This window comes from Anaerosolibacter carboniphilus (assembly GCF_014205875.1).
Classification (GTDB): Bacteria; Bacillota; Clostridia; order Peptostreptococcales; family Thermotaleaceae; genus Anaerosolibacter; species Anaerosolibacter carboniphilus.
In genome coordinates, this window is record NZ_JACHEN010000001.1 from 125,468 (window position 1) to 146,242 (window position 20,775).

General features: G+C 38.2%; 21 protein-coding genes. 8 read left to right on the plus strand and 13 right to left on the minus strand.

Annotation, left to right across the window (positions count from 1 at the left end; all coding sequences use genetic code 11):
* The gene (locus tag HNQ80_RS00610) at positions 1-162 is read right to left on the minus strand and encodes a hypothetical protein (RefSeq protein WP_184307109.1); all 162 of its coding nucleotides are present in this window, start codon (positions 160-162) and stop codon (positions 1-3) included.
* Between the two features lie 286 nt (positions 163-448).
* On the opposite strand from HNQ80_RS00610, the gene HNQ80_RS00615 reads away from it, so the two are divergent.
* Positions 449-2,197: a sigma-54 interaction domain-containing protein gene (locus tag HNQ80_RS00615; protein WP_184307111.1), complete on the plus strand. Its 1,749-nt coding sequence runs from the start codon at positions 449-451 to the stop codon at positions 2,195-2,197.
* Between the two features lie 47 nt (positions 2,198-2,244).
* Here HNQ80_RS00615 and HNQ80_RS00620 read toward each other — a convergent pair whose 3' ends face one another.
* Positions 2,245-3,669, minus strand: coding sequence for a hypothetical protein (locus HNQ80_RS00620; RefSeq protein ID WP_184307113.1), 1,425 nt, complete (start codon positions 3,667-3,669; stop codon positions 2,245-2,247).
* 125 nt (positions 3,670-3,794) lie between these two features.
* Between HNQ80_RS00620 and HNQ80_RS00625 the strand changes: the two genes are divergently transcribed.
* Genes HNQ80_RS00625 through HNQ80_RS00635 form a run of 3 tightly spaced genes read left to right on the plus strand, consistent with a single transcriptional unit; the run spans position 3,795 to position 8,834 of the window.
* Positions 3,795-5,822, plus strand: a complete 2,028-nt coding sequence (locus tag HNQ80_RS00625; RefSeq protein ID WP_184307115.1) for a UvrD-helicase domain-containing protein — start codon at positions 3,795-3,797, stop codon at positions 5,820-5,822.
* A gap of 35 nt (positions 5,823-5,857) precedes the next feature.
* Entirely contained in the window at positions 5,858-8,068 is a 2,211-nt protein-coding gene (locus HNQ80_RS00630) for an ATP-dependent helicase (protein WP_184307118.1), read from the plus strand.
* A complete protein-coding gene (locus HNQ80_RS00635) occupies positions 8,055-8,834 on the plus strand; it encodes a PD-(D/E)XK nuclease family protein (protein ID WP_184307120.1) in 780 nt (259 codons plus the stop codon). Before HNQ80_RS00630 ends, HNQ80_RS00635 begins: the two co-directional genes overlap by 14 nt.
* Before the next feature lie 156 nt (positions 8,835-8,990).
* On the opposite strand, the gene HNQ80_RS00640 is transcribed toward HNQ80_RS00635, so the two are convergent.
* Complete coding sequence (locus HNQ80_RS00640) at positions 8,991-9,155, minus strand: hypothetical protein (protein ID WP_184307122.1); 165 nt, start codon at positions 9,153-9,155, stop codon at positions 8,991-8,993.
* 102 nt (positions 9,156-9,257) lie between these two features.
* Here HNQ80_RS00640 and HNQ80_RS00645 point away from each other — a divergent pair, with 102 nt between their 5' ends.
* Together HNQ80_RS00645 and HNQ80_RS00650 are read left to right on the plus strand one after the other, a co-directional pair.
* Positions 9,258-9,800, plus strand: a complete 543-nt coding sequence (locus HNQ80_RS00645; RefSeq protein ID WP_184307124.1) for a SprT family zinc-dependent metalloprotease — start codon at positions 9,258-9,260, stop codon at positions 9,798-9,800.
* Positions 9,801-9,882: 82 nt separating this feature from the next.
* On the plus strand, positions 9,883-10,437 hold the full coding sequence (locus HNQ80_RS00650) for a rubrerythrin family protein (RefSeq protein WP_184307126.1): 555 nt from the start codon (positions 9,883-9,885) through the stop codon (positions 10,435-10,437).
* 75 nt (positions 10,438-10,512) lie between these two features.
* Here the strand turns inward: HNQ80_RS00650 and hisS are convergent, their stop codons facing one another.
* Positions 10,513-11,730 (minus strand): histidine--tRNA ligase, encoded by a 1,218-nt coding sequence (gene hisS, locus HNQ80_RS00655; RefSeq protein ID WP_184307128.1) that lies wholly within the window; start codon positions 11,728-11,730, stop codon positions 10,513-10,515.
* A 364-nt stretch (positions 11,731-12,094) separates the two neighbouring features.
* Between hisS and HNQ80_RS00660 the strand changes: the two genes are divergently transcribed.
* Positions 12,095-13,672: a PstS family phosphate ABC transporter substrate-binding protein gene (locus tag HNQ80_RS00660; RefSeq protein WP_184307131.1), complete on the plus strand. Its 1,578-nt coding sequence runs from the start codon at positions 12,095-12,097 to the stop codon at positions 13,670-13,672.
* Between the two features lie 25 nt (positions 13,673-13,697).
* A complete protein-coding gene (locus tag HNQ80_RS00665) occupies positions 13,698-14,735 on the plus strand; it encodes a S66 family peptidase (RefSeq protein ID WP_184307132.1) in 1,038 nt (345 codons plus the stop codon).
* Between the two features lie 237 nt (positions 14,736-14,972).
* On the opposite strand, the gene HNQ80_RS00670 is transcribed toward HNQ80_RS00665, so the two are convergent.
* The 9 genes from HNQ80_RS00670 to HNQ80_RS00710 all read right to left on the minus strand — a co-directional run bounded on the left by HNQ80_RS00670 (position 14,973) and on the right by HNQ80_RS00710 (position 20,748).
* Positions 14,973-15,824, minus strand: coding sequence for an aminoglycoside adenylyltransferase domain-containing protein (locus HNQ80_RS00670; protein WP_243182861.1), 852 nt, complete (start codon positions 15,822-15,824; stop codon positions 14,973-14,975).
* A 66-nt stretch (positions 15,825-15,890) separates the two neighbouring features.
* Positions 15,891-16,703, minus strand: a complete 813-nt coding sequence (locus HNQ80_RS00675; protein ID WP_184307135.1) for a DUF4037 domain-containing protein — start codon at positions 16,701-16,703, stop codon at positions 15,891-15,893.
* A gap of 300 nt (positions 16,704-17,003) precedes the next feature.
* Positions 17,004-17,828, minus strand: a complete 825-nt coding sequence (locus HNQ80_RS00680; RefSeq protein WP_184307136.1) for a hypothetical protein — start codon at positions 17,826-17,828, stop codon at positions 17,004-17,006.
* Positions 17,828-18,013 carry a hypothetical protein gene (locus HNQ80_RS00685; RefSeq protein WP_184307138.1) on the minus strand — a complete coding sequence of 62 codons (186 nt, stop codon included), beginning with the start codon at positions 18,011-18,013 and terminating at the stop codon, positions 17,828-17,830. The genes HNQ80_RS00680 and HNQ80_RS00685 overlap by 1 nt, the downstream gene beginning before the upstream one ends.
* Entirely contained in the window at positions 18,010-18,279 is a 270-nt protein-coding gene (locus HNQ80_RS00690) for a hypothetical protein (protein ID WP_184307140.1), read from the minus strand. Before HNQ80_RS00690 ends, HNQ80_RS00685 begins: the two co-directional genes overlap by 4 nt.
* Entirely contained in the window at positions 18,279-18,635 is a 357-nt protein-coding gene (locus HNQ80_RS00695) for a hypothetical protein (RefSeq protein ID WP_184307142.1), read from the minus strand. Before HNQ80_RS00695 ends, HNQ80_RS00690 begins: the two co-directional genes overlap by 1 nt.
* A 119-nt stretch (positions 18,636-18,754) precedes the next feature.
* Positions 18,755-18,928, minus strand: a complete 174-nt coding sequence (locus HNQ80_RS00700) for a hypothetical protein (protein WP_184307144.1) — start codon at positions 18,926-18,928, stop codon at positions 18,755-18,757.
* Positions 18,929-19,065: 137 nt separating this feature from the next.
* On the minus strand, positions 19,066-19,551 hold the full coding sequence (locus HNQ80_RS00705) for a phage virion morphogenesis protein (RefSeq protein ID WP_184307145.1): 486 nt from the start codon (positions 19,549-19,551) through the stop codon (positions 19,066-19,068).
* 129 nt (positions 19,552-19,680) lie between these two features.
* Positions 19,681-20,748 carry a phage protease gene (locus tag HNQ80_RS00710; RefSeq protein WP_184307147.1) on the minus strand — a complete coding sequence of 356 codons (1,068 nt, stop codon included), beginning with the start codon at positions 20,746-20,748 and terminating at the stop codon, positions 19,681-19,683.
* Positions 20,749-20,775 lie beyond the last annotated feature (27 nt).

Here is a 20,775-nt window from a genome sequence, read left to right on the forward strand (position 1 = left end):
CTAACATTGCCTGGAATAGGATGGCATATGAGCTTTGAATAGTGTTTCGCGATCATATACGAGATTTTTAGTTTCAATAGGCGTGAAAGCATTGGTTACGCCTCCACCGACCAACATGAAGGCCAAAGCCAATGTGATTAATGATGGATTTATTTTTTTCATCCATTATCCCTCCTTTAGGATGAATCCATTGTTTTGATGGACAGGGAATGATGTTATAATATCTATAAAATTTTGGATAAAATTCATAGATATATTTTAGTATTCACCAAATATTCGAGACCTATGAAAACAATGGTTGACTGTAGCACCAAGAATTTGTATGAAAGGAAAAAATTTTATATGGCACTTCTTAACAAATCGTGATGCTGCATAGTTTTCCATTGGAGATTTTAGAATTATGATATAATAAAATTATAAGCTTGGCACATTTAGGGAGGCATATCCTATGCTGGTGAAAGATCATTTGGATAACAAAAAAGTATTTGTAAAAGAACACGATGACATATTAAACGCGATTCTTGATTCTGCAGACAATGCCATTGTTGCCATCAATAAAAACAATGAAATCATTGTTTACAACAACTTTGCTGAGAAGATATTGGGTGCGAAAGTGGAAGCTAGTCTGGGTCGAGGTATATATCAAGTACTGCCGAATTCAAGGCTGCCTGAAGTCATAAAAAATGGTAAAGCGGAATTGGAAAAGATTGAAGTTTTTAATGATAGACAACTGATGATTCATCGGACACCCATTATCAAGGAGAAAGAAATTATTGGGGCGGTAGCGGTATTTCAAGATATCACAGATTTAAAAAGAGTTACTCAAGAATTGGAAATGGAAAAGCATATTTCAGAAATACTAAAGACCATATTAGACAATGCCTATGACGGTATTGTAGTAGTAGATGAAAATGGTGTAGTCACCATGATGAACAACGCCTATGCTGACTATCTTGGGGTGAAGAAAGAGGATGTTGTTGGGAAACACGTGACAGAGGTTATTGAGAGCAGCCGACTCCATATTGTAGCTAAGACAGGTATAGAAGAAATTGGAGAGATTCAAAAGATAAAGGGTAAAAATATTGTGGTTATGCGTATTCCTATCATAAAGGCAGGAAAAGTGGTTGGTGTTATTGGGAAGATTATGTTTAAGGACTTGAAAGAAGTGGGTATTTTGGCAAATAAAATCAACACAATCGAAAAAGAATTAAAGTATTATAAAGATGCATTGCGACAAGCCAGTGGTGTAAAATATAATTTTGATAGCATTGTAGGGAGCAGCGAGAAGATACAAGAAGCGAAATATTTAGGTGAAAAAGCGGCCCATACCAATTCCAATGTATTGATTCGAGGGGAAAGTGGTACTGGAAAAGAGCTTTTCGCCCATGCGATCCATGGTCGAAGCAATCGTGCCATGGGACCCTTTGTCAAGGTGAATTGTGCGGCAATACCAGCTGAACTATTGGAGTCAGAGCTTTTTGGCTACGAGGAAGGCGCTTTTACTGGGGCAAAGCGAGGCGGGAAAAAGGGAAAATTTGAGTTAGCCAACGGAGGAAGTATTTTCTTAGATGAAATCGGTGATATGCCCCACAGCATGCAGGCAAAACTGCTGCGGGTTCTTCAAGAAAAGGAGATTGAACGGGTAGGCGGTATAGAAAATATTCCATTGAATGTAAGAATTATTGCTGCCACCAACAGGAATCTGGAAGAGATGGTGGAAAAAGGAGAGTTTCGAGAGGATTTGTATTATCGTTTAAATGTGATGACCATCACGATCCCGCCCCTACGAGAAAGATCTGAGGATTTAGAACTCTTGATTCAGCATTTGATGACAAAAATTTGTGAACAAGTTGGAAACTATGTAACAGGTATATCGTCTCAAGCCATGAAGCAGCTCAAAAGCCATGGATGGCCAGGAAATGTCCGAGAGCTTGAAAATGTCCTGGAACGAGCTGCGAATTTGGTAGACTATGGAAAAGAGATTCAAATCAATCATTTACCAATATATCTGAAAAAGTCAGAGGCCAGTATCCATAGTGGTGGAAAACGGGAGTTAAAGGATATTTTAGAGGAAGCCGAAAAAGATGCCATTATTGATTGTTTGAAAAATACGGGTGGAAATCGGACCGAGACTGCCAGAATATTAAATATCAGTCGATCTAGCTTGTATGAAAAAATATGGAAATATGGAATATAGGGAAATAGAATAGAAGGGGTGTCTATGGACATCCCTTCTATTCTATTTCAATTTTTATGGAACTTATCAATCGCAAAGAGTAAGCCTAGCATTCCCAGGAACAAAAGGAATGAGCTGATTAAGAACTTGGGATGAAGTAATTGTGAAAAGGTTAATCGATCAAAATCATTACCCACATAGCTAAAAATCAATGTGGGCGGGATGGTGATGGCAGTGATGAGACCTAGCTTGAGGCTGAAGCGGTGTTGTCTTTTGTTTTCTAGGAAATCATCCAGTTCGTCCAGACCCTGTTTTACCTCACAGTAAAGAGCTTCATTCTCAAATAACGTAAACCAGTGTTTCCAGATGGCCATACCTAGTTCTGAATTTGTAATTTGAGTAAACCAGGCTGTATTGGTGAACTTAAGGATTTCAAAACGAATATGTTCGATCGTTTGTTTATAGTGAATGAGGGATTTTAACATACTGAGTTTTCTACAATAGTTAATCAGTGAAATACGCTGATATAGGCCAAGGATCAAGATGTCTAGATAATAGGTGGAAAAGTAACAGGGAATATAGGCTTCACAGATATTTGGTAAGATTTCATCGCCTTTCAGGTCCCTGTCTACAGCTAAAAGAATACCACCTTCCTTGCTAAAGCCGTAGATGGAGGATTTATGGCGGGAAAAATAGACCTGATCCTGATCTGATTGGCTTAACAACGTCATATTTTCTTTTTCTGGTTCATACAGACTGCAGCTTCTTAAAGCTTCCAATAGGTCTGTTCGCTCGCAAATCCATTGGTCTGTGGCCAAGGAATCTTTTTTTACACATACATAACTATAAAAAATCAGTCGATCGATATAAATATTATAGATATTTTCTTTATGGTCATAGACATTAATTTCACCAAGAAGGGTATCCAGAAGATCCTTTAGGGTGAACAAAGATATGTTTTTCTTAAATTGTATTCGTGCCATAGGATAGTCCTTATAGAGGGGACGAATGGGACGCATCAGTTGATTGATTTGAATCAGATCGTTTAGAGCCAATTGTTCCTTATTGCAGGCAATGGAGAAATAGAGAAAACCTACACCACCATGAAATATTTTTAGATAGATATTTTCAAAGGTTAGAGGAAAGGCAGCTTCATCACATAGGACTTCGAAAGATCGATAGGTCTCTAATATATTTGGTTTTAATGTAAAATCCAAACTGCTCAATTCCTTCAGCATATGGGGATGTAAGGACGCCACATCTTTTCTTTCTTTTTCATCTAAGTACATGGTAGGATACAGAAATTTTATAATGTGGGGAAGGAAGTATTCTGTACGGATATGATCCTCAACATTGCTATTTTGATAAACCTTTAGCTTCCATTGGCTTTCTTCATGGAGCAGGCACTTGACAATATTGGCGTAATTTCTGTCTTCGTAGATAAAAGGGTGGATAAAATACATTTTATAGCTGTGTATCATCGGTTGTTCCATAAAAGAATCCTCTCCAAGTGTAATATGTATTACAAGTATTGCCCATGGCAGGAATACTGATACCAAAGATGTGAACTTATGGTAAAATAGAAGCTAGAAAACCATTGATAAAGTAGGGATGTTGAATGAGGGCAAGAAGGATTACTTTATATAGAGGCATGACAGGCAGTGGCAAAACCACCATGCTGATGAATCAATATAGGAGCTGGATAGAAGAAGGCATCAGCACCCACCAAATTCTGGTATTGCTGCGAAATCGGAGACAATCACAGCTGTGGAAAGAATCCATTTGCCCTAGCTATTCGGCTAAGCTTAAACTATTTTCCTATTTCGGGTTTGCTCAGGAGGAACTGAAAAAATACTGGCCATTGATTCAGCAGGAAATACCATGGATGGAATCCCACCGGTTAGAACCTGTTTTTATGACCATAGAGACCTCTCAAAGCCTCATGGGGCGGATTGTGGACGAGCATAGAAGGAGAGGCCGCCTGCTAGATGTTCGGGCTGCCCAGGATCGGATCGCCATGGAGCTGATACATAATTTGTCCAAGGCGGCCATGGGAAATGTGGACTTGGAAAGGATTGGAGAAGTTCTATTTAGCACCCAGGCAAGCCAGGAAAAAATAAATCCCCTTGTTTATGGAGAGATGCAGGCAATCTGTAACCAGTACATGGAAGAGACCTTTAAAAAAGGGGTTCTGGATTATGGCATGACAGTCTATATCTATGATCGATATTTAAGAGGTATAGAGCAATATCGAGAGATACTGCAAAGACAAAATCCTTATCTGATTATAGATGATCTGGAAGAGGCGGTACCAGCAGAAGTTCGATTCATCCATGACCTCTTGGATGGAACGAAGGGGAGTGTGCTGTCCTATAATACCGATGGTGAAGTGACTCGAGCGCTAGGGGCATGTCCCGAGCTGATAGAGGAAACGATTTTTCCTTTATGTGAACAAGTAGAGCTAAAAATATGTCATACCAGTGAAGGCAATCTCCATCGGCTAGGGTATCAATTGAAAAATCATATCTTATTTCACGAAAAATCCGTGAATATGGATATACCCAACCTAGAATGGATAGAAAATGATTTGAGAAGTGAGATGCTGAATAGTATGGGAGAGAAAATTCTATCCTTGCTAAAGTCTGGGGTGGCACCTGGGGAAATTGCAGTCATATGCCCAACAATGGACAGTGTAACAGCGTACACTTTACGGCATCAATTGGAAAAAGCGGGGTATGATTTGGTTAGTGTTGCTAGAAACAAAAGGGCAATGGATCAGGTGTATATCAAAGCACTGGTTACGATGGCATCTCTTGCCCATCCCCAATGGGACTGCTACACGAACCCCGAGGATGTGGCTGTAACGTTGTCGGTGCTATTAGATCTAGACCTCATCCGCAGCCAGTTGCTGACAAAGGAAATCATGAAGAACAGACCTTATCAGCTTCCCATGGTAGAAAACATAGACGAGACCGTTGCAAGAAGGATCGGACAAGCCGCTTTAAAGAGATATGAACTGCTGAGGAGCTGGGTTATGAATTATATAAATGGAGGAATCCAAGATATTGAATATTTCTTTCAGAAGTTCTTTGGGGAAGTGCTTATTTTCTTACCCCATACGGAGAAACAAGGGTCCTTGTGCAAACAACTCATCGATTCGGCTGGGAACTTCCGGATGGTCATGGCTTCTCTTGGAGATAAAGATATTGAAATCAATCGATGGTTCATCGATGCCATCAAAAAGGGGATGAAATCCGCAGAAACCCTGGAAGAAATTGATCATAAGCGGCATTCAGAGCAGGTAATTCTAGTGACACCCTATACATATTTATCCTTTGGGTATCAGAAAAAAATTCAAATTTGGAGTGATGTCTTGTCTGAGGAATGGGCCAGCAGTGACGTGAAGGAGCTAACCAATCCCCATGTATTTTCACCCAAGTGGGATCGTGATCAGCCGTGGAATGATGATGTTGACCAGTATCATAGAAAAAGAAAGCTGGGAATTACAGTGAATAGATTGATGAATCGATGTGGTGCAAGAATCATTGTTGCGCAGAGCCTCTACAGCAAACATGGGTATGAGCAGGAGGGGATATTGGGCGTTGAATTATGGGAAATCTGCGGCAGGAAAATATTGAAATCATAGGGTGAAGAAAAACCTATGAAGAAAGGAATTTGTCGATGAGAGACATTCAATTAAGACCAGGACAAAAAGAGGTTTGTGACTATCGCGGAGGATTGTTAGGGGTCCCTTCTGTACCTGGGGCGGGAAAAACTTTCACCTTGGCTGTGCTGACGGCAAACCTCATCAAGGAAGAGCGACATTTACCTGGAAAGATCCTGATTGTCACCTACATGAATTCGGCGGTCACCAACTTTAAGATCCGAATAGGAGATTTGCTGGAGCAGCAGGGGCTTCCCAGAAATAAGGGTTTTGACGTCATGACCCTCCATAGCTTGGCCATGAAGATTATCAAAGAAAAGCCGGAGGCTTTATTTCTAACAGATGCGTTTATCCCTTTGGATGAGATTGAGCAGAACCGCATTCTTCAGCGAGAAACAGCCCAGTGGATCGAAGAAAATGATGCTATTTTTAAGAGCTTCATTGCTTTTCACGAAAAGGATAAAAGTCTGCAGGTGAAATTGAAAGTCGATCAATGGACGAAAAAGATCAACAATGTATGCAAAGAAATGATCTCCTATTTGAAATGTAGAGGTGTTGATATTCACCGCATTCCAGAGCTGTCAAAAGAGCTGCCCCAGCATTCCCTTTTACGGATGTGCTTGGCGGTGTACGATAAATATGAACGGTATTTACGTCATATGGGAATGATTGATTTTGATGATCTTATCGTGAAATCCATAGATTTATTGAAGCGGGATGAGGGCTTGAGGGAAAGATTTCAGGAGAAATATACCTATATCTTTGAAGATGAGGCACAAGATTCCAGTATTCTCCAAGAGGAACTATTGCGAATACTTGCAGAAAAAAGGGGAAATCTAGCTCGGGTAGGAGATAGCAATCAGAGTATCATGTCAACCTTTACCGTATCAGACCCCAAGTTGTTTAAACGATATTGTGAGCAGCCCCAAACCCAAGTCAGTAAAATATTAGTTTCCAGTAGAAACTCAAAGGACATCATTGATACTGCCAATTATCTGGTGGAATGGTCCCAGGAGCTGCATCCCATGGCATTATGCCGAGATAGTCTCGAACCCCAGATGATTTCTCCCGTCGGAGAGGATGATCCCTTCCCAAACCCCAAACCTGAGGGTTATACCATTGGAAAAATCCTAGCCAAAACCCGGAGAGAAGAACTGTTCAAGATTGCCAAGAATGCTGAAAAACAACGGGATAAGGGAAAAACCATTGCAGTATTGATTCCAAATGGATATATCATGGATGAAATGAAGGAAATCATGGATCAGCAGGAGATCCCCTATAGGGAGGTCAGCAGTTTTCCTAAGGAACGAGCGAGAGCAACAGAGGCTTTGGGATGTATCCTTGATTATCTTGCCCATCCCGATGACCAAGAAAAGTTTATCCATTTGCTGATCCAGTACCTGCAGGTAGAGATAAAGGAAGATGAGGGCTTACTGAAATTCCTATCCAACTGTTACTTAGAGAATATTTTCTATCCTATGGACCATGATATCTTGGAAAGGGAAGTACCCCGTGAAATTTTGGACAGTCCTAACTGGAAGCAGCTGCTAGAAAATATTTATATGTTGAAGCGATTTATGGAGGCCAGTACAGTGGAGCCAGAAGCCTTGATACTGCATATTGCGGAATGCCTGCATTTTGATGAAGAACAAATAGCTATTGCACAAAAGGTGGCCTTGGATGTTCAATATATGATGCTTCTCAATCCAAATTGGAGAATGGCAGAGCTGGCCGCCCAGTTAAAATACATAAGAAATACTTACAACTATTTCGCAAATTTAGTCTATGAGCGAAACGGATTTATGGCAGAACCAGGTACCATCAACTTGATTACATATCATAAAAGCAAAGGATTAGAGTTTGATACCGTATACCTTACCTGTATGACCTCGGAGGAATTCCCAGCAAAGCTGGAGGATAAATTTCGAAGTGATTATTGGTTTCTCAAACAAGATTATAAGAATCCTACGGCTGTGGCCAAGGCAGAGCTGGATGTGCTCTTAGGAGAAGTCCATTCTCTATCTCCTATCGAGAAGGCCCGCGTCGAAACCATTCAGGAAAGACTGCGGCTTCTTTATGTGGGGATTACCAGGGCAAAGGAAAATCTGCTGTTTTCCTGCCACGAAGCCTATGACTCAGATTTTGGGAGAAAAAACGTGACACCTTCCCACTATTTTCATATATTGAAAAACTACATTGAGGAGAAGCGAACCAATGAAGGAAACTAGACTTGAGCAGCTTTATTTTAGTCAGTATGGACTTCAGCTATTTCAAGGCTGTCCCTTACGATTTAAAAAAAGATATTTAGAGGGACTGACTTGGAAATTAAACAGATTGGCGAATTCCGATGTATTCCATGGACAGGAGCAAGGCAGGCTTTTTCATATTTTGGCAGAACGCTATTTTTTAGGTATTCCTACAGGTATTGAAAAAATACATCAGGAGAAGACCCTTCATCAATGGATGGAGGCATTAAAGCTGTTTCTGCCAGTGCTCCCAGAAAATCAGTATTTTCCTGAATTTGAGCTGCGACTACACAAAGGGGAGGTAAAGCTCCAGGGAAAATATGATCTCATCAGGGTAGATCGAGAGGGAAAAGTGACCATTTTCGATTGGAAGACAGAGGAAAAAATTCTTTCCTTGCCCAAAGTACAACGGAGCTTTCAGACCATTCTTTATCGCTTTTTGATGGTGGAAGCAGGTGCTGCCATACTTAGAGAAACTGTCAAACCTGAAAATATTCACATGATTTATTGGCAGCCCAACCATCCAGGTAAAGCTATCAAGCTTGCATATACCACTGAATTGTATGAACAGGATAAAAAATTTTTGGAAAGTATGATTAAGGAAATAAAAGCATTTGATTTCGATGCTTATCATAAAGAGCAAACAGATGTAAAAATCTGTAGATATTGTGAATATCATAGCATATGCCATAAGCAGCCTGGAAATTACGACAGGATTCTAACTGAAGATGAGGATAATGGCGAATAAAGTTGAAAGATTTTTTTGTATTTTTTGAAAAATTGGAAGGGATTTTTGGAAAATGCTAGAATTAATAAAGCATGAAAGAAATTACTCCTTTCTTTCAAGTTCGGAAAACTGCTATGGAAATGGGCACGATATCGTGCCCAAATTTTTTTGCATCTATTATTCTAAGCCCTGCTGTTTTTTCTTTTTCTCTACAAGGTTTTCAATGGCATCGCCATCGGCTACATGTTCTTGTGTAAAGCTAATCCCAACACCTACTTCTTCTCGGTCATCGAGGGTAGGTATTTTTTTACCCACAATTCCTTTTTTGGTTTTCCTTGTCATAGCCATCCTCCTTAAAAAGTATTCAACAATTCTATTCAGAATGTGATAATATTATTATGCACAAGGGAAAAAGAAACATTCACATCATAAGGAGAGAGCACATTGGAGCAAGGTGATCTTTTTACAGAGGCGTTATTGCAAGAGATTTCAGAAATCGATGAATTGTATGAACGGGATTTGCTGTGGATAACAAAAAAGATCTATGCTTATTATGCACAGGGAGAATATAGAGGAGAAGTAACATGGTCCAATCGGTTGAAAACCTCTGGTGCCAATATCCGATATCAACCCAAGTTAGATCAAGCCATCATCCATGTGAACAAACAATATGCAGATAAATTCGGGAAAAGAGAATTGATTGAGATTCTAAAGCATGAGCTTGCCCATTATTATCTATATAAGCAAGGAAAGATGAAGCATGGACATGGGGAGATTTTCACAAAGGTATTGAAGAACATTTTCAACAGTCATTGTGTCACAGCAAAATTTAATGAAGAGATGTATCGATATACTTATGCCTGTAAACGTTGTGGAAGCATCTATAAAAGTACCAGGAGAATTCAACGACCGATATACTGCGGAAAATGCACGAAGGGAAATGCAGGAAAAATCACAGAAGAATTTCGAATGGTGATGAAAAACTAGAAAATTGTTCATACTTGTTTAGCGGAAGAGTACTTTGGAAATACTCCTGTAGTGAATAAAAGCTATAAGGAGGTACCAATACATGGTGGTAAAGAATGATATGACAGCGGATTTCCTAAGATCGGCCTATGGCGGAGAAAGCATGGCCCACATGCGATATCTTATCTGGGGTGATGCAGCAGAAAAAGAAGGTTTTCCAAATATAGGAAGACTCTTTAGAGCGATTGCATATGCAGAGCAGGCTCATGCAGATAACCATTTCCGTGAACTGGGTGATAAGAAAGTAGATTTCAGTGTAACGGCTGGTGCAGTTTTTGGTATGGGAAAAACAGTTCAAAATTTGCAGGGTGGCATTGATGGGGAGTTACATGAGATTGAGCAAATGTATCCAGTTTTCTTACATACAGCCCGATTCCAGGAAGAAAAGGGCGCAGAGAGAGCATTCCACTATGCACTGGAGGCTGAAAAAATCCATGCCCAACTTTTCCAGGAAGCTCAAAATGCAGCAAAGGAAGGCAAGGATATGGAAGTTGGCAATATTCATGTCTGCCCGATCTGCGGACATACGGTTGCCGATCATCTGCCAGACCAATGTCCCGTTTGTGGTGCCAAAAAAGAGAAATACAAGACTTTTTAATGAGCTGTAGAGATGTTTGTTGACATAGTAAAAGGATCATTTGCTTTAACATAAAGCAAATGATCCTTTTGTTGTTTATATAGATTTAAAGCTTTCCTCTGTGGTGTTCTCATCAACGATTTGAATCTTTTCGTAGCCTTCCTTTTCTAAAGCTTCAATCTTTTTTCCCAGTTTCTTTTTATTTACATAATGAATAGCCGCGATATTTTCTTGAGCGATTAAGCTTTCAGAAAGTGCAATGGCCTTATCTGTAAATGTTTCATCAAGCACGATAAGCGCAATTTTTCTTTTATCTCGTTTGGGTATGGTAAAGCCCCTTTCCTTTAGTATGGCAACGATTCGTTCAAACCCAATGGCAAAACCGACGGCAGGAACCGATTCATTTTGGAACTTACTTAGTAAATTGTCATATCTTCCGCCTCCTGCGATGGAACCTTTAAACTCATCACTGACAACTTCGAATATGGGCCCTGTATAATAGCCCATACCTCTTACCAGGGTGGGATCAAATAAAATCGAATAATATTTAGCAGTGACATCCATAATCTTCTTCAAATCTCTAGCATAAGGGCTATCGAAGTTTTCTAAATCAATTTCTAAGCTGCTGATTAATTGTCGGATGGTATCATCCTCGAATCCCTTCGTTTGAAGATCGCTGATTACACCAGATGTACCTATCTTATCTGTCTTATCCAAAGAAATGCACACGGTATCAAATTGGCTTTCTGTAAATCCAGCAGCCAATACCAATTCTTTCAATAATCTTCGATCATTAATCTTTATGGTAAAGTTTCTAAATCCTAAATCATATAATGCTTTTGGTACGGTTAGCATTAAATCGATCTCAGCATAGATTGTTTTATCTCCAATAATGTCTATATCACACTGGGTAAATTGGCGGAATCTACCCTTTTGAGGTCTTTCAGCTCTCCATACATAGCCTGTTTGAAAAGCTTTAAAGGGCATGGGCAATTCATTTCTGTTATTGGCATAGAATCTACTTAATGGCAATGTCAGATCAAATCTTAGTCCCAGATCACATAGGGCATTCTCAGATAGGTCGTTGAAGTCCAACTTATTGCCGCGTTTGAGGATCTTAAACAAAAGACTGAGATTTTCCCCGCCTTCACTGTTGGTTAACAAATCTAGATTCTCAATACAAGGCGTTTCGATTTGGGTATACCCTCTTGAAAGGTAAGCATTACTAATCACGTTTCTAACCCAATTACGAAGCTCCATATCCTCTGGTAAGACATCAAAGGTTCCTTTTACTGGCTTTGCACTAAATTTCATTATATATCGCTCCTCTCATTTTGTGAAAATAAAAACCCATGCAGTTATTGTATCTGCATGGGTAAATATACGACGATAATGTAATCCCATCACCACAGATACAATTCCTACAAATACCTATAGGCCTGTATCTATGGAGAATTTAATTTCTTCCATAAAACAAGCCTAGCTGTGATGATGATGGATGAATAGGTTGTTAGATTGTTTTGATCGTTTCATTTCCTTCACTCCTTAAATTATTTAGAACTATATCATACTTGTAAAAATCTTTCAAGACCTTACTTTTATTTCCTTTTTAGGAATTAAGAAGGGATTTTTTATTGAGTTGTCTAATATATAAGGATTATAGAAAGGAAGGATCGTTATGAAATCGAATAAAAACTACATTATTTCTACCCTGGCAGCCCAGATGATTATGATTCCCATTTTACTTACGTTAGGGCTTATCGGTCTGGGCCAGGTTTTAAGGATATCAGGTCTGGGAAAGGATGCTGCAAGCCTCATGTATATCCTACTGGCTTTTTTAGGCTCCTTCATCGTAGGAGGCGTGGTTGGATATATTTTCTCAAAGCAGTCTAAAGAGAAAACAGATGCTGCCAAAGTGAGGTATTTGACACCCCTATTTCCTATTGTGTATGCCCTAATCTTTGCAGTTCTTGCGGTGGCCCTTTCAAATGGCAATTACAATTCGCAGTGGTGGGGAATCTATGCCTTTAAAAACCCATTCTTTATTATTTTTGATTTTATTCTTGCCTTTATTGGCCTCCATTATATTATGCCAGTTGCAGAGATATCGGGATATTTAGGTTTTGTCGTTGGCCTTCTTCTAAATGAACGGATAGCAAGAACATCTATAAAGGATGAGATGGCGAGAAATTTGAAAATTTCATTTGCTGCCTTAAGTGTAGTTGTGGTCATCTTTATTGGTATCAGCAATAAAGATATTATACGGGATGGTATCACTGAATTGCAGTACGGCGAATCAACGGTGGGAAATGATTTGACTGAATTTGATTTGATGGAAATAGCTCCTTTTAAGAAGAATAATGGGTTGGCCAGATTAGATGGAAAAGCATCCCTTCAATTTGAGAAACTAGATGAAATGCCGCGACTAGATGGAGCCACAGCAGCCTATCCAGTGTATGGAGCCTTTGTGGAAGCCGTATACAAAGGCCTTGACGATTACTATAAGAACAATATGGATAATTATGAAAAGGATGTTTACGAGGCCTTTGTTTCTAGTCAGCAGTACCCCTTTAATATTGTCCAGTGCTCCAAGACCACTGGTGCTTACGAAAGATTGATAAATGGGGAGTCCGATATTATTTTTGTGGCAGAACCATCGAAAGCCCAAGTGGAGATGATAAAAGATAAGGGCGATGCGTTTGTACTGACACCCATTGGAAGCGAGGCCTTTGTATTTTTCACAAATGTAAAAAATCCAGTGGAGAATCTCACCATCCAGGAGATACAGGATATTTATGCTGGTAAGATCATCAATTGGAAAGAAGTGGGTGGGAAAAGCAAAACGATATTGCCCTATCAACGCCCTGAAAACTCTGGAAGCCAGACGATCATGGAAAACAAGGTGATGAAGGACGTTAAAATGTTGGCGCCAACCAAAAAAACTTATGCAGGAGGCATGGGGGAGATCATCAGCGAAGTATCGAGCTATAAGAATGCGAAAAATGCGATTGGATATTCTTTTATGTACTATTCGTCTACAATGATCAAAAACAACCAGATTAAATACATTTCTATCGACGGAGTTAAACCTACCACAGAAACCGTTCGAAGTAAAGAATATCCTTTTACCGTTCCAGTGTATGCTGTGACCTTGAAATCCAATACCAATGAAAATGTAGGTAAACTTATGGATTGGATCTTATCCGACGAGGGCCAAAGCCTTGTTGAAAAAACAGGCTATGTGCCTGCAAAGTAAATTACTGATAAAGGAGGTAAGGCAAATGAGCTTAATAAAACCCCAAAAATTGAGTTGTGGAGATAAGGTTGCAACGGTCAGTCTGTCTTGGGGCGGTGCTGGAGACAGCGATATCTTATGGCGTTATAACATTGGCAAGAAGCGATTACAGGACGAGTTTGGCCTGGAGGTTGTTGAAATGCCCCATACATTGAAAGGCTCAACGTATGTGTATAACCATCCAGAAAAACGGGCAGAGGATCTCATGCGCGCTTTTGAAGATACATCCATAAAGGCAATTTTCTCCTGTATTGGAGGGAATGAAAGCGTTAGGATGCTGCCATACATTGATTTCGATGTGATCAGAAATAATCCTAAAATTTTCATGGGATACTCCGATACTACAGTAACTCATATGATTTGCTATAAAGCTGGTATTTCAAGCTTCTATGGCCCATCTATCCTAGCGGATTTTGCTGAAAATGTTGAGATGTTTCCATATACCAAGCATTGGATTGAAAAGGTGCTGTTCGATAATGCCGTAATCGGAAAAATTGAACCATCTCCAATTTGGACAAGTGAGTATTTAGCATGGGAAGAAAAAAACAAGAATACTAAGAGAAAAGTTCAGCCGAACAATGGATACGAGGTTCTACAAGGCCAGGGGCTTTCCAACGGCCCCTTAATCGGTGGTTGTATCGAGGTGCTTGAGATGTTAAAAGAAACAGCAATTTGGCCTTCAGCTGATGAATGGCAGAATAAGATCTTGTTTTTAGAAACATCCGAGGATAAACCAAGCCCCGAATATGTGGAGTACTGGTTGAGAAACTATGGCTCACAAGGGATACTACAGAAAATCAACGGAATTCTTTTTGCAAAACCTTATGATAATCTTTTCTACGAAGAATATAAGGAAGTTATTTTAAAAGTTATAAGAGATGAGTTGAGGCTGATAGATTTACCAATTCTATATAACATGAACTTTGGCCATACGGCGCCGATTACCGTATTGCCATATGGCACCATGGCTGAAATCAATTGTGAAGGGCGTACGTTTAGTATCACAGAATCTGGTGTAGTGTAGGGAACGACGCCCTCGTCGTTCCTTTTGCCTGCTTCGCACTATTTAAGGATTTAAACTACATTTATTTATATTTTCCTGTAAATAGCAGGAAGAAGTGTATTCCTGCTACGAGTAGAAGGAAATAAGAAATAATTTTAGGAACTGTATAATTTAAAACATTCATAGAGGCAATAATAATGACGAATAACATACCAATGGTATAGACGCTAGTTTGCAGATTGCTATTTTTCAAAAATATCATCCTCTCTTTAATAGGGGCTTTTTATCATCAAAAAGGCTGTTACTTTCTTGTGTCATGAATTCGATATAGCCTAAAGCATCCTTTCGTCTCTCAAAAATAGATTTGTAATAAGACTTTTTGTTACCTTTCCGTAATCTCATTGATTCATAAATAATCTTATGCCATCTTTGAGGAACTATCTTTAGCGCATATTCACCTGCTCTGATCTTTGAGGTTATATCTTTTTCTCTGAATGTATAATAAAGACGAGAAACCCCTAGAACACCCCATTCAATCATTCCTAAACTGGTAAATAGACCTATATATTTGATAGACCAGAACTTTTTACAATCATTTACCCAATTCTGCCAATAGGTGTTAAGATTATCTCTCATATTATTCATTAAGATGTCCCAGTTTACAGCATAGGTAAAATACTCAGCACCTGGACCTTTCATAGCGATGCCATATTTTTTTAATTGATAAGCATCTATTGAATTTTGGTCAAATGTCCTAAAACCTTGAAATTTGCCGTCATTAAAGCGAGGACATGAAGCTTCGCCATTATTTAGAGATTCTAAATCATCCTTCATTACATACATTCCGTCTAAAATTGCTTTGGGAAACCTTCTTTGCATATCTCTATGAATTTCTTTCAGAATACGCATATCTGTTGCAGTTACTTTCCGCTTTACGAGCGCAATAAAATCAATATCGCTAAATCCATCATAAAATTCTCCTAATGAGGTAGAACCGTAAAGATAGTATGCTTCAAGGAAATTAGGTAGTTTCATCTCAAGTAAAAGAAAATATTGTTCTAATACCTTATGGATCGTTTCTGGGATAGTATCCATTTTATCTTCCTCCAAATAAATTTTTATGATGTATAATGAAACGACCAATGTACACCAAATGAGACAGTGAGAAGGAATAAGTTAACCAATATGAATTTTTTTCAGTTCACTGGTCATATCATTCCACAATGCATAAGATTGTTCAATACCTTCAGAATAACTACCTAATTGAATAACTTTTAATAATCTTTCACCACATTTTTCAGGTTTTATATTAAAATCCTTAATGAAATGCAGTGTTCTTTTTCGACTAGGAAAATAGGTTCTGTTCATAGCAAACAGGGCTTGAAGAAAATGATCAATCCCTATATCCATTGCAAAGTGATAAAACAGTACGTCTTTCCTAATTACAGCACGTTCTAAATCTTCTACATCTTCTAGTTTATTCAGATGATATTGTATAAGCTTTTCTGCTAATTCATCAGGATATTTGAATAATCTTTGTTTCAATGAATAGAGAAAATCATTTTTATCATATAAAACATTAATATTTTTTAACATGGCGCAGCGGCCTATCGGATAATAGTAATTATCCAATTTGTCCGGATAATCTCCATTGCATATAGCTTCTATATCACTTAAAGTTTCATTTACGGTAAAATACATTAACCAGGTTTCAACACCATTTATGAGTACAAAATCTCCAATTCCCCAGTGTTCTCCTTCAAAAACATTGAGTTTCCTTTCTTGTAATAGGTCAGCCAATGGATCTATCAAAGCATGTTTTTTCTCAAGCTCGGGTATTAAATCACAATATATAAAAATATCGATATCACCCTCACCCGCTTTTGGGAGTGGCGTTTTGTTACCGCTGATACCAATAGATTGCACCTCCTGCATTGTCGAAATACGATCTACTAGCGAGTTTACTATTACTTCGGTAGCATAGGACATGTTCTTTCCTCCCTTTAGAAATATTAACTTCTATTTGCACAATATAAAGAACAGGGGCTACGATTTAAAAAAGCCATGTTCATTTCATACGACATTTTTACATTTATTTTTTAGTTTGTTACAATCGTTTAAGTGGACAATTTGATGACGAGTAATAGGCATAAGAAGTATACCAGCCTGTAGCCGCTCAAAATTTTTGGCAAAAAGTCTCAAGATTTTTGTCAAAAATTTAATGTATAAATTAAGGCGAATATGTACATAATATACATTTTCGCCTTAATTATTATTTATTGGTTTGTGTTAAAAATATACATTTAACCCTCTGAGGTAGTTCTCAACGTCCAAATTGTTTCCTCTGATTATTATTTCGCCATTTGAGGGGACATACTCAAATATTAAGCACGCATTCCAATTGTTTTTAACTCTGATTGTATTGTCATTACATAAGTCAATAAGCAACTCGGATTCACAAGTACTCTGTATCCGTTGAAGGATTCTCTTTTGAGCTTCTGTCACGGTTTGACTTATGGGAATATCGAGTGCTCGACTATTAGCACACTGTCTATATTTCGGGTCATTTTTAATAGTCTCCTCGCTCGCTATCCCTCTTAAAGCCGTTTCCATGTCTTGTATTAAATTATCCAAGTTGTCTTTGCTCTTATCCTTGCAATTGAATTTGTGCCTTAAATATCCTTTAACTCCAAAACACCAATCAGTTTCATAAGCAACAAAACTATTAGACACCGCTCTCGTCTCCTTGTTTTTACCTCTTGTTTTCTTAAAGTTTAACATGATGACGTTGTTTGTTGCAACTGTTTTTGGTATTGGTTCTGTGTATGACCTATTATTTTTCAATTCAGTTTCCAAGGCTCTATTTACTTGTTTAGCTACCTCTCTTTTTGAGCTTGGGGAAAGTCTATCATAAAGACCTCCAATGCTTGTTGGTTTCCTACCTTTTTGCTTTGGTTCTAAAGAAAACAACTCTATTACTTTGTTGTATATTTCATTTTTCCAATACTCGGGAAGCTTGGAGTATTTTGAAACAAGCTCTTTTGCATTGTCATAGTTTACGCTTATTTCAAAGATATTTGATAATACGCTATTCTCTCTTTGAATAGTATCCATTACAAGCTCCCTCCTTGCTCCCAAAGAATTGTATTCTCTGAATACTTAAAAACAAGGGATTGACCTGTTTTGTCAGTTACTTTGATAGAGTACCTATTCAGTAGCTCCAACGATACTTTTTCAACCTCAAAATTTTGTTTAATAAACTCTAATACCTTGAATTGCTCTACTGTTGCAACCTTCATACAGAAGCCCCCTTTCTTTTGGGCTTTCTGCTTGCAAAATCTAAGGTTATAACATTGTCTTTAACAGTTTTTTTAGATACTTCATGGGTATTGACATTTCTTTTTGACTCATGGGACAGCTTCATATTCAAATAGTCCAAAACATCTTCTTTGTCCCTATCGGAAAGCTTGTTAAACTTTGCTACCAAGTAATTTCCACTTTGTTTTATAGCCATTAAATCGAATTCCGTATTCTGAAACATTTGTTGTCTTTCTGCATCTGTCATTAGAAAGCTCCTCCCTTCGTTGGAGGATTGTTACTTTCTAAGTTGTCGAAAAATCTTTGAGCGTATCTACCTACAGAAGCTTTACTAATACTTTCGCCCTTGCTTTTTAAAAAGTTTGAAATATCGGCATAACTCATTCCATCTATTAGCATTTTCTTTACATCTTCAATATATGGTGATGTCTTAACCTTAAATTTGCCGTAGTCTCGCCTTGTCCTTCTCTTTTTATCAAGATTGTTTTCAGCTTCGATTATTACCACTTTTAAACTACTACTTAGACCTATTTCGTCAATAAACTCATTGAGTATAGTAACGAGTTTTTCTAAATATTTCTCATCAACGATAAGATTATTCATTTGCACGCCTCCTTGTATAACCCCGCGGAGTATGCTAAAATAAAATATAGCAATGCCCTTACGGGTGTTGTCGTAGTAGGGAGTCCAATTCTTGTTTGGCGACAGGGTGGACTTCCTTTTTACTTGGTTTTTTTAATTTTTAACTCAATCTCAACTTTAAATTCTCCGTTTGAGTAAGCCTTCATGAAAGCTTCAAGAACATCATTCATTTTGACTTCGTTCTTAACGCAAGACATCTTGAAATCCTTTTGAACATTTTCATCTATAGTTGTTGTAAATGTCTTTCTTGCCACAAGCTCACCTCCTACTCCTATTATATCAAATTTCACGCATTTGTAAACATATTTTTTATGTTTAAACATATATTATATGTTTCACGTGAAACATTTTTGACAAATATTTTGAGAATAAGAATAGGATAACGATAGATTTATTTATCTCTCAGAGCGTCCTCTAAGATTGATTGAATTTCTTTTGTATCCTCATTACTAATACCAAGGAAAGGTCGTTCAGGAACTCTTATCGTTACTTGCTTTTTGGTAAACCATTTACCTCCCACTCTGATTTTTAATCCATTCTTTGTTTTTGCTCTTATAGTCCGTTTATCTCCAAACTGATGAGTGCGTGCATATATGGTATTTGTTCCGACTGCTGCACTGCTCTCATCAGACTTTGACCTAATGGAATTTTTAAGTCTTGCACTATCTGACAAGGTTGTTCCACCTTGCTCCCTTGCTCTGATAGACTTTTTCCATTCTTTTCCCGAGGGTGATTTTTGGTCTTTAAATCTTTCCCTTGTGGTAGTTCTCAAACTCTCTGCTATTGCTTGGTTAATGCCTTTAAAATCAGTGTTTTCCATGTTTTTTAAAGTCTTTGTCAACCTTGCAACGTCACCCTCTAATCTTATGCTGTTCATATTGCACCCCCTGTCCACTTAAAAATCATTTTTGACAGCGTTAGCACGCGTGTTAACGGGTGTAAATCTATTTTTAGATATGAAATATCACTCAAGCATCTAAAATTAAATTACAGGGCATTTTAGAGCTTATCTTCCATATTTTTTGACTTCTGCCTCTGTAAGTCCTAATAAATCACTTACACTGTTTCCATTCTTGGAAATACTTCCACCCTTGGAATAGTTGTCATCTTTCAAATATTGCAGTTCTCCCGTTGGTACGACTGGCAACGCCTGCTCAACAAACTTTTTAAAGCTATCAATATCTTTTAATACAAGTTGTTCCGCCCATTGTCTTTGGAATGGAGCTATCTTGCCACTACTTAGAGCCATTTGCAGAAGGTTGTCACATTCTTTTTTAAATGCTCCATTTACAAACATTCTAAAGCCTTCCACATCATCAATACACCTTTGCATTGCCCAATCGCTTTGACTCTCTGATATTTGCCCTATGGATAGAGCTATTTGCACCAGTTCTTGACTTTCTGATTGAGTTTTCTCAAGTCTCAGCTTATTGGCTACTATCTCACTTTCTGTCTTGTCTTTCTTTAAGTCCTTGATAGCCTTTAATATTTCCTCTATGGTTGCATCTTTCTTTAGTCCCAACTCAACAGCAACCGTAAAAAGATTCTCTGACATTTCCGTTGTTTTGTTTAAGTCATCAGCTTTCTTAGTTTCCTCTAATCCTTCCATGTTTTCAACTCCTTCAATGGTATTGTTCATACTGTTTATAATCGCCTCCATACCGTCTATGGCAGGGGTATTTGTGAGAGCAACCGAGTGAAGCGTTACGGCTTTTTTATCCGTCTTGGTGACTAACACAACAGGGGAGAGGTATCTATATTCTTTGTTCTGTAGGTACTCTTTCGCTCTTTGTGTCCATTCAACCTTTGCATATATACCGTCACGCTTTAAAATTAATTCCTTTATCCAACCGCCCGCAGGAGCTTGCACGTCCTTTAATGTTTGATGTTCATAGTCCACCACTAAATCTATGTTTCTATTCTTAAATTGATTTTTCATGGAGTAGTAGGAGTTTTCATCAACATAGAAGTCACCTTTTTGAGACTTTACAAAACCTAAAGGCAATATCTTAATTTCATCAGGAACGCCCTTTACATCAATGGTATTAGCGATTATTAATAGATTGTTTTTCAACGCTTTTCACCTCTTTTATTCTTAGTG

Coding starts and splice junctions, on each gene's coding strand:
- hisS (WP_184307128.1), bottom strand. CDS start 11,730: ATGAAATTTAGTGCAAAGCCAGTAAAAGGAACCTTTGATGTCTTACCA.
- HNQ80_RS00610 (WP_184307109.1), bottom strand. CDS start 162: ATGAAAAAAATAAATCCATCATTAATCACATTGGCTTTGGCCTTCATG.
- HNQ80_RS00705 (WP_184307145.1), bottom strand. CDS start 19,551: ATGAACAGCATAAGATTAGAGGGTGACGTTGCAAGGTTGACAAAGACT.
- HNQ80_RS00660 (WP_184307131.1), top strand. CDS start 12,095: ATGAAATCGAATAAAAACTACATTATTTCTACCCTGGCAGCCCAGATG.
- HNQ80_RS00665 (WP_184307132.1), top strand. CDS start 13,698: ATGAGCTTAATAAAACCCCAAAAATTGAGTTGTGGAGATAAGGTTGCA.
- HNQ80_RS00685 (WP_184307138.1), bottom strand. CDS start 18,013: ATGAAGGTTGCAACAGTAGAGCAATTCAAGGTATTAGAGTTTATTAAA.
- HNQ80_RS00640 (WP_184307122.1), bottom strand. CDS start 9,155: ATGACAAGGAAAACCAAAAAAGGAATTGTGGGTAAAAAAATACCTACC.
- HNQ80_RS00620 (WP_184307113.1), bottom strand. CDS start 3,669: ATGGAACAACCGATGATACACAGCTATAAAATGTATTTTATCCACCCT.
- HNQ80_RS00680 (WP_184307136.1), bottom strand. CDS start 17,828: ATGGATACTATTCAAAGAGAGAATAGCGTATTATCAAATATCTTTGAA.
- HNQ80_RS00615 (WP_184307111.1), top strand. CDS start 449: ATGCTGGTGAAAGATCATTTGGATAACAAAAAAGTATTTGTAAAAGAA.
- HNQ80_RS00650 (WP_184307126.1), top strand. CDS start 9,883: ATGGTGGTAAAGAATGATATGACAGCGGATTTCCTAAGATCGGCCTAT.
- HNQ80_RS00695 (WP_184307142.1), bottom strand. CDS start 18,635: ATGAATAATCTTATCGTTGATGAGAAATATTTAGAAAAACTCGTTACT.
- HNQ80_RS00675 (WP_184307135.1), bottom strand. CDS start 16,703: ATGTCCTATGCTACCGAAGTAATAGTAAACTCGCTAGTAGATCGTATT.
- HNQ80_RS00630 (WP_184307118.1), top strand. CDS start 5,858: ATGAGAGACATTCAATTAAGACCAGGACAAAAAGAGGTTTGTGACTAT.
- HNQ80_RS00635 (WP_184307120.1), top strand. CDS start 8,055: ATGAAGGAAACTAGACTTGAGCAGCTTTATTTTAGTCAGTATGGACTT.
- HNQ80_RS00690 (WP_184307140.1), bottom strand. CDS start 18,279: ATGACAGATGCAGAAAGACAACAAATGTTTCAGAATACGGAATTCGAT.
- HNQ80_RS00625 (WP_184307115.1), top strand. CDS start 3,795: ATGAGGGCAAGAAGGATTACTTTATATAGAGGCATGACAGGCAGTGGC.